Raw genomic sequence first — 13,572 nt, 5'->3', positions numbered from 1 at the left:
TATGGCGTTTTATACTTTTTTCTTTACGTTCTAAACGTTGTGTATGGTAATCTTGAGTTTCTTCACTGTATTGAAAAATAGCTACTAAAGCAATTAAAACAGATGCCAAAAGCACCAAAAACACCATAGAAATAAATATACGAACCCTAAGAGATAACTTCTTTTTTTTCATTGTTTAAATATAACAAAAATGAGGCCAACATTTTATCATTAAAGCTTCTTTTAAAAAGAAAAACCACAACTTTTTGAGTTGTGGTTTTAGTAGTTAAGAGATTTTAATTATTATGATATTGATAAGGAATTAATCTTAACAATATTTATCACTTCATTTTCAATTTTAAATAATACTTCATATGTATTTCCATTTAATTTATTATATGAAACTGAGAAAGTCATAAAATATAAGTTGTCAATTTTACTATAATAAATATTTGAAAAAGAATATTTAGGTACAATTTCAGAAAGTGCGTTGTCTTCATTATATGAAGATTTTAAAATATAGTTATACTTATCATTACTCTTTTTTGATATAGTTTTAATAATTTTATTAGTTGTTGTCTCTAAATTATTAAAGTTTATTTTATTATTCTTTTTTTGTTCCAAAATGTTCATATCATACAATGTATCATATAATACAACTCTCAACGGTTCAAACTTTAATTTCTTAACAGAATCTACTTTTTTATAAAAAACTCTTTCAGCTTCCTTACTAGACAAATCATGCATTGATGGAGCTATTAATTTCCTGAAGTCTGTTACAGTAGTATCAACCAATTTTATAATAATATTTTCAAAATCTTTTTCTTTAATCTGTTCTGTGTTTTTCACACATGATTGAAAAAGTATAGCTATTAAAACAATTATATAGATTCTATTCATCACACTCTTGATTATGCTTATTATTCAATCCAACTATCAAAAAATTTGATTCTTTTCCAATTTAAATCTATATTTTCATATATAACGATTCCTCCTTCCATAGCTTGTTTAAATCCTTTAGAAAAAGAAACAATTGCATATTTGTTATTTAAGCTAATTAAGGGTCTTGAAAGGTAAATTTCATACTCTAAAGAACCCTTTAGATATTCTGAAGTTGTAATTTTTTCTTTAACCTCACTAATTTTCATATTAGATTGAAGTTGTATTTTTTTTAAATTAATTGAGTTGTTACTTTTTGCTTGGTCTAAAATATTCTTTATAACATCTTTATTAAAAAAAGAAGCAACAACATCTTTATCTAAATTATACTTTTTTAAGTTATCTGAATTACTTTGATTTATATTCTCTAAAAAACCAATTAAGTATTCATTTTGATTTAAATAAAGATTAACATTTTGATTTTCTGATATAGATACTATTTTGATTTCATTGTTTATAATGTCATAAAATTCATCTTTGTTTTTTTCTTTCAATGATGAACATATAAAACAAAAAGACAAAATAATAATTACTGATAGTTTTAAAAACCTAGAGCTTATAAACATAGAGTTGACGCATTTGATGAATTTCCTTTTGGAATAAAAATATAATGATTAGTCGCATAGTTCTCCTTTTTGAGCTATAGCTATCAAAACCACAACTTAAAGAGTTGTGGTTTCTAATTTTAATTAATGCTTTTGGTATTCAACATCTTCCCAATAATAAATTTTAGACCAAGTAACAGGATATATGTTTACTTTATTATTAGGTAAAACTTCTACAATAAAAATCTTCTTATATACTTTTTCTTTTGCGAAACGATACTCTGGTGTTTCTAACTTAGTAAACATTTCATCTATTGTAATGTACTCTATGTTTTCAGGTAACTCATAGGTAATACCATGAAGGCTTGGGTCATAAACAAAATGCTCCCCACAAACTAGAAAACCTATTTTTTTATCCGTAATCTTCCCTTTGTATGGCTTATAACTATATTCTTTTTTGTTTCTACCATCTCTAAAACTACTTAGTTGACACTTAGATTCCTTGCCTTCTTCAAATTTTAAATAAACAATGTCTTGCGCATGACCACTCATCCCTATAAAAAATAATAATCCAAATAAATATTTCATATTAATCGCTAATGCAAAAACCACAACGGTTTTAAGAGATTGCGGTTTTATTATAAAAACTTTAATTATAATTAAATGTGTTAACTTTTGATTGAATCAAATTTGGAGAAACAAGCTTGTACTCTAGCCATTCTTCATTATTTTTTTGATAAATTAGAATATAAGATTTCGTAACCTTATTAACATAAATTAAACTATACTTTTTATCTAAGGAATAAATAGGTTTGGATATTTTTATTACATTTTTTCGACTATAGTCTTTATTTGAAAAAGTATTTAATATCTCTTTATTCCATATTGAAACAACACCTGTATCTTGTCTTAGATATTCTTCAAATTGACTGTTGTTAAAAATAAAATCAATTTTCGAAATATTAACAAGATCATTTTCTATTTTAAAACCATTAATTAAGTCCTTTTTATTCTCAATAAAAAGTTGTTTATATTTTGTTATAAAATTTATAACAGTAGAGTTATTATTAGTTGAATCTAATATAACCTCATTATAACTGGATTTTTTTTTATACTTTTTAATTATATTTTCAACGATTAAAAAATCATCGTTTTTTTCTAATTTACAAGAAGAGAAAAGTAATACTATACTAATCACAAGGAGTACCTTTAATTGGGTAAGATGGGTCATATTCATTATTATTTTGTTCGGTTATTACAATATTTTGTGCATTCATTTGTTCTTCAGTAGTAAGCATTTCAGAAAACAAAGTAGTAGAATGCATTGTTCCCCATGCTAAACTAATACAATAATCTTGGGTTACATTTGGAATATCATTTGATTGAGCATAATTATAAATAGCATTTGCCATTTTTTGAATAAAATCATTCATTGCATTATGAATTTCATTATCGAAAGTATCAAAAGTATCTTGCGTTGAGTTTTCATAAAAAGCAATAAATGCATTGTTTAAATCAACATAATTCGAACTTGAACTATTTAAGTTTCCTTCCAAATATTGACTTATAAAATAAGCGTGTGAAAGTTCATGAAGAGTGACTGCTACAACTGATAAATCTGTCGCTGTATTTAAATAATCCGTATCAAACTTTATATTTATCGTATAATCATTAGTGTTTCCTGAATAAATAGGGTTTGTACTTGCTGGGTTTCCATTATTGTCCCCATTCCAAAACTTAACATTAATAGTCTCAGATTCTCCAAAAACATTTTTTATCATAGCTGTAAACGGCGAATACACTTCTACTAATTTTTTTAAAATACTTTTATGACATTCCCCATCTACTGTATATATAATGTTCTCATCAAAATCCACTTCTCCACCAGTCATTAATGCATTTAAAGCATTTATTCCAAATTGTTGTACATTTTGCACACAACCATCTTGTTCTATATAGGCATCCATTTGAGCAGCTATATCTCTATAGGTTTGCAAATAGGTTAGCATTTCTGGCGTAAAATCTGTTCTAAATTGTAAACAATCTTCTACATCTTCCCAAGATTGAGAGCTGGTTGCTACAGTTGTATCGTTATTAGTTGTAACAACTCCTCCAGCTCCTGTTTGTTGTGTTCCGTCAGGACTGTTAGTTGTAATACCATCATTAAAACCACTTCCTGTTTGATTACAAGTTACCACATAGCTTTCAGAATAACCTTGTGTTGGACCTATATCTGCAGTACAAATAACTAAACCTTCACTTACATCTTCGTATGAATGATTTCCTTGTTCATTACAATTATCTCCTGATATCCACCTTGTATTCATCCAACAATTAGAACTATCATCATAAAACAATCTTAGTTCTAAATTAGAAAACGAATGTTCTGGTAATTCAAAAATTTGTAATTTATTCTCTATGTCTACAAATTTTCCTTTTTGCAAATCATTTATTTCTATCTCAGTAAGGTCATAATAAGCAATAAATTTTTTATAACTACCATCTGATTGTAGACTAAAAAAAACATTTTCTAATCCAACACCTTTAGGTGTATTGGTGACATTAAAAGTATAAGAATGATATTGTCCATCTACGCTTTCTAAATAACTAACAAAATCAGTATCAATCTCTAATCCTGTTATACTATCATTTATAGTTCTACCCAAAAACTCACTACTCAACCTATTGTTTTTAAAGGCGTTAATTTCTTTTAAAATATTTTTATTGTTAGATAGTTCTTTAAAACTAATGGTTTTAAAAATATTCTCTTGTTTTAAAAGTGGTGACTCAATTTCTGGTTTTACGTCATCTTTTTCGCAACTTGTAAAAGAAACTATTATTGCTAATATTATTAGCTTCACATATATTTGAGGTGTTTTCCTAAATTAATTTGGTTTTTATTGTTAACGCAAAGCTAATTGCTTTATTACTTTTTTAAACATAATAATGGGTAAAACCTACTTTTTAATACGTGAAATAATCTTTTTAATTGGTTAAGCTTCTGGATTCTTATCTCTAATACGCTTATATACTTTAAAGCCTAGCATTAATAAAACTCCTAAAACCAAAATACCTATTACACCAAAAATCCAATTTATGGCACTTTTAACTAAAACTAAAAAGATAACGGCAAAGAGAATAAAGGTTGCACCTTCATTCCATAAGCGCATAAAATTAGAGGTATTCTTAACCACATCTGTTTGTAATTGCTTAAAGTAGGCATGCGTTTTTAAATGGTATATAATCAATAAAAATACAAATCCTAATTTAACTTGCATCCAAGGTTCTTCTATTAAAAACGGGCGTAAATATAATAGTATTAAAGCAAAGAATATAGCTAAAATGGCACTTGGCCAAGTAATTATAAACCATAGACGCTTTGCCATAAGTTTAAGCTGTTTACCTAAAATTTCTTTTTCTGGAGATGATTTATGAAACGCTTCAATTTGATACACAAACAATCTTGGGATATAAAACAAGCCAGCAAACCAAGTAATTACAAATATTAAGTGAAATGCTTTAATGTAGTTATAATATGGTTCCATTAAACTATTTTTTTATCGGTTTTTGGTAATTTTTTTAATTCTTTATTTAGAAATACTGCCGTAATTATTGTAGCAACTACATCGGAAATTGGAAATGCCATCCAAATACCTAATTCACCATAAAACTGGGGCAAAATAAATAATAAAGGTATAAAAATAAATCCTTGTCTAGTTAATGTTAATAATAAAGCGGGAATAGCTTTTCCAATAGCCTGGAAATATGCTGCGCCAATAATTTGTATAGCTGCAATTGGAGTTACAGCAAAAACCCAACGCATTGCGTTTGGTGCTAGTTCTAAAACAGCTTTATCTTTAGTAAATAATTTAGATATAGCTTCAGGAAAAACCATTAACACACTAAATACAATTAATCCAAAAAACACAGCCGACTTAACACCTACAAAAACAGATTCTTTTACTCTTGTATAATTTTTTGCGCCATAGTTGTAACCAGCAATAGGCAAAAACCCTTGTGTAATTCCAAATACAGGAAATAGTGCAAACATTAACATTCTTGCAGAAATTGCATATGCAGTAACTAGTGTTTCACCGCCAAAACGATATAAAATATTGTTTAAATATAAATAAGTTATACTTACTACAGCTTGTCTAGCCAAAGTTACAAAACCTAAACTTGCAATCTCTTTTACTATAATTAATTGCAATTTTAAATGCTTAAACTGAATTTTTAATTCTGAATTTTTAGAAATAAAGAACCATAATATAAAACTAACACATAAACCGTAAGAAATAGTAGTAGCCCAAGCTGCTCCTTCCATTCCATAATCTAAAATATTTATAAAAATATAGTCTAATATTAAATTTCCTACAGATGGAATTAGCATAGCATACATAGCAAATTTAGGTTTGCCTTCTGCTCTAATTACGGTATTTCCCATCATAGAAAGTGCTAAAAATGGCACACCATAAAGTACAATAGTATAATATATTTTTGCAGGCTCAAAAATGGCGCCTTTTCCTCCAAAAGATGGAATTAAGTTATCTACAAAATATAATCCTCCAACAACAAAACTAACAGTTATTAATAAGGTTAGTGTGATTTGATTTCCAAAAACAGATAATGCTTTTTCTTTATTTTGCGCTCCTAAAGCACGAGAAACTATAGATGAACCACCAACACCAATACTCATTCCAATTGCTGCAATAAAAAAAGAAACTGGTAAAACCACGTTTATAGCTGCAATAGCTGTTGAGCCAATCCATTGACCAACAAAAATAGTATCGACTAGAATATTTAAAGACATTACTAAAATACCTATAGAGGCAGGAACAGCTTGTTTTACCAAAAGTTTTGGTATAGATTGTGTTCCTAAAAGTGATGCTTTAGTTTTTTTCATTAAGCTTCAACTGGAGTTTTAGCCCATGTTTTAATCCATTTTGCTAATAGTTCTACCCAATCTTGATTAGTGTTTAAACACGGAACCGTTGTAAAGTCTTGTCCTCCAACTTCATGAAATAACTCAGCACCTTCCATAGCTATTTCTTCGAGAGTTTCTAGACAATCGCTTACAAATGCTGGCGTTACAATTGCCATGTTTTTAACACCTTTTTTTCCTAAACGCTCTATAGTTCTGTCAGTATAAGGTTGTAACCAAGGATCAAAGCCTAAGCGAGACTGAAATGATGTTGAATACGTTTCTGGTTCAAAATTTAATTTTTCGGCAACCAAACGAGTGACTTCTTTGCATTGATGTCTGTAACAAAACTCATGCGCCTTACTTGGTGTTTCGCAACATGAACCATCTATTTTACAATGCGATTTTGTTATATCACTTTTTCTAATATGACGTTCTGGAACACCATGATAAGAAAATAGTAAATGATCGTAATTTTTATCTTTTAGATCTTCTTTTATTGAGTTTGCTAAAACCGTAATATAATCGTTGTTATTATAAAACGCAGGTAAATCTGAAATTTTTAAATTAGGAAAATTGGCTTTACGAATTTCTTCCGTTAAAACTAAAATAGTTTCAGTTGTTGCCATAGCAAACTGAGGATAAAGTGGAATTAAAAACACTTCTTCTACACCTTTATCTACTAACTCTTGTAACCCTTTTTTTATTGTCATAGAACCGTATCGCATTGCTAACGCAACAGGGTAATCTACTTCTTCTTGAACTTTATCTTTTAATTCTTCACTTAAAACAATTAAAGGTGATCCGTTTTCCCACCAAATTTTCTTGTAAGCTTTCGCGCTTTGTTTTGGCCTTGTGTTTAGTATAATACCTTTAACCAATAATGTCCTTGCCCAAAGCGGCACATCTATAACACGTTCGTCCATTAAAAACTCACCTAAATAACGTTTAACATCTTTTGGTTCTGGACTATCTGGAGAACCCAAGTTAACTAATAAAACTCCTTTTTTCATTTTCCTTTTTTTAGCAGTTACAAAAATACAACTCTATTTTGTAATATACTTAACATTTTAAACGTTGATTATATGAAGCGACTTAACTATATTTACTGTTCAACGCAACCTACTTTATGAGACATATTCTTTCTGCAATAAGCTTTCTTAGTTTTTTTATAGCAATTTCACAAAACAATCAAAACAGCTTATTGTGGGAAATTACAGGAAATGGATTAGAGAAGCCTTCATATTTATATGGAACAATGCATGTAAGTAGTAAAATAGCCTTTAGGTTAGATGATGTGTTTTTTGAAGCTTTAAACAATAGTGAATATGTAGCTCTAGAATCTGACCCAAGCGATTGGCTTGGTTTTAATTTTGATAATTTTCTTCTATCTCCTCAAAATTACAATACAGCTTTTAAGGAAGGTTTTTACGATAATATTGTTGGTATAGAAACACCAAAAGATATCTTAATCCGATCAGCAATAAGATTTAATAATCAATTGGTAAATGGAATTTTATACCGCAAAAATTCTTCTAGTGATAATTTTGAAGAGGAAACTTATCTTGATATGTTTATTTATCAAGCAGGAAAAAAAACCAACAAGCCAATTGTGAGTTTAGAGAGTATCGAAGAATCTCGATACTTAGTTTCTAAAGCGCAAAAAAACAGCAAGAAAGATAAAATTGCTCCTTGGTTATCTAAACTCTACGAAAAAGAAAGCGCTTATGTGTTAAGAGAAAAAACATATAGAGACAGAAATATTCAACTATTAGATTCTATTAGTGAAGCATCTAACACCTCTTTTTTTAGAGATAACATGCTAACTATTAGAAATAAAAATATGGTAACCGTTTTAGATACGTTAATGAGAAACAAGTCTGTTTTCTCTGGTGTTGGAGCTGCACATTTAGGTGGAAAAAAAGGAATGATAGAAATGTTACGAGAAAAAGGGTACAATTTAAAACCCTTAGTTTCTCCAAAAACAGATGTGGCAAAAACTGAAAAAGAACGTATAGAAAATACTATAAAAAAACCTAGTTTCACAAAAAACAGCACTCCAGATGGTTTTTTAAGTTTGAATACATTTGGCAAATTAAGAGAGTTTGTACATCGCGGGATGAAGTACTATATTTCACCAGACTTATCTAATGGCGCACATTTATCGGTTAGTAGAATTAACACTTACAATTACTTGCCTAACGATAAAAACTTAACACTTAAAAATATAGACAACTACCTTTTTGAAGATATTCCAGGCGAGATTATTACAAAAGAAACGCTTTCTGAAACTTATCCAGGAATTAGTGTTTTAAATAAAACAAAAAAAGGTGATTACGAAAAATATCATATTTATCAAACACCTTTAGAATTTATAATTATTAAACTTTCAGGAAGGAAAAATTATGTTTTGGATTTTGAAAAAAATGTATTTAACTCAATAAAGTTTAAAGAGAAAGCTTCAAAATTAATTACACTAAAAGAACCTAACAATAAATATACTTTTAGTTTCCCTGAAACATATTCTAGCGATAATTTTGAAAATGCAGGAAACAAAACTCTTCAAGCCAAGTACAATAACGCAACTTATTTTTTAAAAGAAGCTGTTTATTTTGATACGTATTATATTGAAGAAGATAATTTTGAAGCTAAATATTTAGCGACTAACTTTTTTGAAAATTTAGAATTAGAAAATTTTACAGGAAATTATACCTCTAAAGCTTATAAAAGTTTTGAAGCAGAAGTTGTTTTGGATAGTACAATATCCAAAAACCTTCATTTAAAAACCATAGTTAAAGATGGTAGTTATTATGTATTAGGTTATGTTGGTACTAAAAAAGATGACGCTATATCCTTTTTCAATTCATTAAAATTCAATAAAATAAATTATCCAGAAAATTTTAAAACAATTATAGATACCTCTTTACATTTTAGTGTTTCTACAAATACTAAAACAAAACCACCAAGATCTTCCAACGGTTTTAACAAAAAGAAACCTTATTTACAATTCACTAATAAAACTAATTATTACTCTAATTCTAACGAACAAGTTTATGTTGAAAAACATAAATATCACGACCTTCAAATGTATGCTAACATAGATAGTTTATGGAACGAAACAGACCAGTTTTACAAAAATTATGGCGATTCTGATGGTTATAAGAATTTTAAAATCACTGGTAAAATAAAAACAGAAAAAGACAGTGTTTTTAGTTACACTTTTAATCTGCAAGACAGCATAAGTAGTAAACAAATAAAAATTAAACAAATTCTAAACAAAGGCGCTTTATTCGAATTAAGAACGCTTACAGATTCTATTATTTCACCAAGTAAATTTATTACTGAATTTTACAACTCTTTTTCTCCAATAGACTCAACACTTGGTGTTTCCGTATTTAAAGACAAAACTAATTTGTTCTTTGAAGCTTTAAAAAACAACGACAGTATTGTTTTTGATGCCAGAAACAAAATTTTATTTAGTAATAAACACGTTCCAAAAATGATTTCTTTTCTTGAGGAATTTGAATTCCCAGAAAATAAAAAGGATTTAAAGTACTTTATTTTAGAAAGTCTAGGTGAATTAAATCATCCAGATATAACTCCGTATTTTAAGAAGTTGTACAAAGCATCTTACTCAGATCCAGATGTCCAATTAGAAATTTTGAATAGTGTATTCGATAAAAACACAGAAAAAGCAAACCAATTATTATTAGAATTGTTACGCGAAGATTTACCACTTGATGAAAGAGAAATTGGCTATGTATTTAATAATTATAAAGATAGTTTAATCACAAGAAAATCGTTATTTCCAGATCTTTTAGATTACACTTCTGTAACGGAATACAAAGAAAATATTTATGAACTTTTATCAAGACTTAGAATTAAAAATTTAATCAAACCTAAAGTTTATAAAAAGTATAAAAAGCAAATAATTAACGACGCTAAAATTGAAATTAAACGTAGTTTAAGTAATAATTCTGATTCCTTTAAAGGTAGTTATACATTGATAGATTATGTGTATTTAATTTTCCCTTATAGAAAAGAAATTGCAGCCAAGTCCTTTTTTAATAAATTAATAGAAAGTAAAAACGGACACGCACAAGCCTCTTATTATATGCTTTTAGCAAAGGCTAAAGAAACTATTCCACAAAGCTTAAAAGTTAAAACGGTTAACAACAAAGATGTAAAATATTTAGTTTACAGAAAGCTAGTAGCTAAAGATTTATTTAAAGCTATGAAAGCTACTGGAATTAGTCAAAAAAGCTACATAAAGTCTTACATATTTTCCGATGTTGATATTGAAAAAGAACGAGACTCTATTGTATTTGTTGGTGTTAAGCCTTTTACAACAGACCTAGAGGCAGAAGGCGAAGTTCATTTTTATAAAGTAGTAAAAACTACAGCTAATAAATCCACAACCAAACTACATTATTTTGGTTATTTAAAGCCTGAAAATGAAGAGTCAATAGTTATAAATCCATATATAGAATCTGACTCTTACGGCGATTATTTTGATGAAAATAAAGACGAAGAAGGTATTTACAATGAAATACTAAAGCAAGCTATTCATAAAACCAGAAAACGTTTAATGGATGATGAGTAATACGCATAATCCGATTTTTACAACGTTAAACAAAAAAAAGGTGTAAAACAACAACTTAACTCATTTGTGGTTGTTTAGCTGTTTTTTTTTACATTATATCTATTATTAAAAAATAAACTCATAAAAAACGATATTTTTTGTTTAAAACATACTAAAATTGCCTATCTTAATGTCTCACAAATGAAGAATGGCTTATGAAGATTTTAGTTTTATTATTATTTACAATTCAAATATCTGCTCAAGTAGGTGTAAATACAACTGACCCACAACAAACATTGCATGTAGGTTCAAACACAGGAACCGTTAGAATAGAAAGTCTTGACGGAGACAATAGCCCATATAACGCAGGAGATGTAGATGGAGATTTAGATTTCACTAATAATACGTATAACTTATATGTTGATGCGCTAGGAAATTTAACAACCGAATTTAAACCTTTATATAATAGTAATGGTTCTGATGCTGTAGATGATGCTGCAATTCCAGTTAATTTTGTTACTCTAACAAATAGCGATACCGATGGTCAAGCTGATGTACAAATTACACTTTTTGAAGTAACCGTAGCCAGACCAGCAATCTTAGAAGTGAAATATAATTTAAGTTTTGATGTTTATTTAGATGCTGCTAAAACAGTTATTTCTGATAATTATGCAAGAAGGATTAGTACTTATTTTGTTATAAGTGGTGTAGGAACAAGAAAGTATGGTCCTGTTTCTAAATGTTATTCTAGTGGATCTACATTAAGTATTACTGGACCTATGTATAATGCATCTACTGCATATATACAATTACCAGCAGCAGGAAAATACGACATACAATTTTACGGAGAAGTATCTTCTAATGTAAAAGGCGGCGGCGGCGGAACAACCTCTAAAGCAGCTTATGTAGAATTTGCTACTGGTTATGACGCTATTTTCTTAAGATTACATTAATTAATAAAACTACATTATTATGAAAACACATATTTCATTATTATTAAATCTTTGTTTTTTTGTTGGTGTTTCACAAGTAGGAATAGGAACAATTACACCAGAGGAAGAATTACATATAGCAGGAAGCACTTCCACAATTAGAATAGATGCATTAAACACATCTAATAATCCAACAAAAAACCCAACAGGAAAGCTTGTCAAAGCTTACGTTGATGCTAATGGAGACATTACTTTTGGTAGTGGTTTTGGAACAGCGGCTACTGAACCTTTAAATTTTTTAATTGATGTTCCTAATTTTATTGACGATGATCCTTATACGTTAGGTTATGGCTCTGGAACAGTAATAAATAGTCCAATTGGAAGTACAACTGTTGAAGGAACAATTAAAACCATTCCTTTTAATGCACCTCAAGACGCAACTGTAGAGGTAAAATATGGTATAACTTTATTAGTAGCAGGAAATGATTTAAGCACAAGTGTTCCTACAGCTTATGTAACATATGAAAAAGCAGTTACAATGGTTACCTATTTTTGCGTAGATATAGACAGTAATGGATTAGACGCAACTGAGAAAGCAATTAGACACGGATACAAAGGACAATCTTACGAAACTAATTATGGTGGAAGTATTGGTTATCCCTACATGAACAGTCAAGGTTATTTAACAGTTCCTGCAGGAAATCATACGTTATACTTTTTTGGAGTAACTACTAGTGACTCTGCAGATCTTACAAGTGTTGGATATGGTGGAGATAAGGATTATTTAAAAATTAGAATATATAATTAATTATGAAAAAAATATACTTAAATATAGGATTACTTTTTATTGTTAATTTGGTTTATTCACAAGTTGGAATTAATACAGATGACCCACAGCAACCAGTTCATGTTGCTGGACCAATCGAAACAATTAGAATAGATGGTTTAAGTTCTGTTAACAACCCTAATAATCTGGGCACAGATAGCACAACTCCTGTTCATATAGATGATAATGGGGATTTGGTATTAGGTACACAAGCTAATAATATTGAGATTTTATTTGATTCTGAAAACTATTTAACCGACGGAATAGATCCATCGACCTTAATTAATCAAACTGGAGGCGGATTTGGTTATACAACAGCAGGAATACCTGTTGGAGGAACAGCTACAAGCTTTACTTTAACAGCTAATGCTATTGTTGAAATAAATTATTCTGTTTCTTGGTCTGTTTACAAAACAGCTAATGCTAGTGGAAGAATTGCAGACGAACATGCAAGAATAGTTCAGACTGGTGTTTACTTTAGACAAAATAATTACCTAGGAGCAGCTATAATTAATGATGTAGATGGTAATCCTATAAATGATGGACCTTGGTGTATAGATGTAAACTCTGGAGGAACTGTTTGTAATGAGGTAGGTGGATTATTAGCTATTAATGGGCAATTTTATAATAATGGAGACTCTAGAAATGGAGAGTATGAGAATTTTCATAATACAGGTTCGGATTATGTCAAGTTAGGACCTGGAACATATACAGCAATGTTTGCTGCTCAATTAGCTGTTGGTGATACAGGAGGAACTGGTGCTGTAAAAATGTACATAGGTACAGGTAATGATGATATTCAAATAATAGCACATTATTATCAAAATTAACCTTACAAAAAATTAAAT

The 13,572-nt window shown here is 28.9% G+C and carries 12 protein-coding genes; 4 read left to right on the top strand and 8 right to left on the bottom strand.

Features of this window, described 5'->3' with window-relative positions:
* Positions 1 to 282 precede the first annotated feature (282 nt).
* From ACFDSN_RS04280 to hemH, 8 genes are all read right to left on the bottom strand, one after another.
* Entirely contained in the window at positions 283 to 879 is a 597-nt protein-coding gene (locus ACFDSN_RS04280) for a hypothetical protein (protein WP_375238592.1), read from the bottom strand.
* A 20-nt stretch (positions 880 to 899) separates the two neighbouring features.
* On the bottom strand, positions 900 to 1,412 hold the full coding sequence (locus tag ACFDSN_RS04275) for a hypothetical protein (RefSeq protein ID WP_375238591.1): 513 nt from the start codon (positions 1,410 to 1,412) through the stop codon (positions 900 to 902).
* A 195-nt stretch (positions 1,413 to 1,607) separates the two neighbouring features.
* Complete coding sequence (locus ACFDSN_RS04270; RefSeq protein ID WP_375238590.1) at positions 1,608 to 2,051, bottom strand: hypothetical protein; 444 nt, start codon at positions 2,049 to 2,051, stop codon at positions 1,608 to 1,610.
* 61 nt (positions 2,052 to 2,112) lie between these two features.
* On the bottom strand, positions 2,113 to 2,700 hold the full coding sequence (locus ACFDSN_RS04265; protein ID WP_375238589.1) for a hypothetical protein: 588 nt from the start codon (positions 2,698 to 2,700) through the stop codon (positions 2,113 to 2,115).
* Positions 2,654 to 4,324: a hypothetical protein gene (locus ACFDSN_RS04260; protein WP_375238588.1), complete on the bottom strand. Its 1,671-nt coding sequence runs from the start codon at positions 4,322 to 4,324 to the stop codon at positions 2,654 to 2,656. Before ACFDSN_RS04260 ends, ACFDSN_RS04265 begins: the two co-directional genes overlap by 47 nt.
* 132 nt (positions 4,325 to 4,456) lie before the next feature.
* Positions 4,457 to 5,008, bottom strand: coding sequence for a CopD family protein (locus ACFDSN_RS04255; RefSeq protein WP_375238587.1), 552 nt, complete (start codon positions 5,006 to 5,008; stop codon positions 4,457 to 4,459).
* Positions 5,008 to 6,366, bottom strand: coding sequence for an MATE family efflux transporter (locus ACFDSN_RS04250; protein ID WP_375238586.1), 1,359 nt, complete (start codon positions 6,364 to 6,366; stop codon positions 5,008 to 5,010). Before ACFDSN_RS04250 ends, ACFDSN_RS04255 begins: the two co-directional genes overlap by 1 nt.
* Positions 6,366 to 7,397 (bottom strand): ferrochelatase, encoded by a 1,032-nt coding sequence (gene hemH, locus ACFDSN_RS04245; protein ID WP_375238585.1) that lies wholly within the window; start codon positions 7,395 to 7,397, stop codon positions 6,366 to 6,368. The genes ACFDSN_RS04250 and hemH overlap by 1 nt, the downstream gene beginning before the upstream one ends.
* A gap of 116 nt (positions 7,398 to 7,513) precedes the next feature.
* Between hemH and ACFDSN_RS04240 the strand changes: the two genes are divergently transcribed.
* The 4 genes from ACFDSN_RS04240 (at position 7,514) to ACFDSN_RS04225 (ending at position 13,554) form a co-directional block, all read left to right on the top strand.
* Complete coding sequence (locus ACFDSN_RS04240) at positions 7,514 to 10,987, top strand: TraB/GumN family protein (RefSeq protein WP_375238584.1); 3,474 nt, start codon at positions 7,514 to 7,516, stop codon at positions 10,985 to 10,987.
* Between the two features lie 194 nt (positions 10,988 to 11,181).
* Positions 11,182 to 11,919: a hypothetical protein gene (locus ACFDSN_RS04235; protein WP_375238583.1), complete on the top strand. Its 738-nt coding sequence runs from the start codon at positions 11,182 to 11,184 to the stop codon at positions 11,917 to 11,919.
* 19 nt (positions 11,920 to 11,938) lie between these two features.
* Positions 11,939 to 12,706, top strand: a complete 768-nt coding sequence (locus ACFDSN_RS04230; RefSeq protein WP_375238582.1) for a hypothetical protein — start codon at positions 11,939 to 11,941, stop codon at positions 12,704 to 12,706.
* 2 nt (positions 12,707 to 12,708) lie between these two features.
* Entirely contained in the window at positions 12,709 to 13,554 is an 846-nt protein-coding gene (locus tag ACFDSN_RS04225; RefSeq protein ID WP_375238581.1) for a hypothetical protein, read from the top strand.
* The last annotated feature ends 18 nt before the right edge of the window (positions 13,555 to 13,572 follow it).

It is taken from the genome of Aurantibacter sp., assembly GCF_042094015.1.
Classification (GTDB): Bacteria; Bacteroidota; Bacteroidia; order Flavobacteriales; family Flavobacteriaceae; genus Aurantibacter.
The sequence above is the reverse complement of the archived record's forward strand: the minus strand, read 5'-3'. Positions and strand labels throughout refer to the sequence as shown.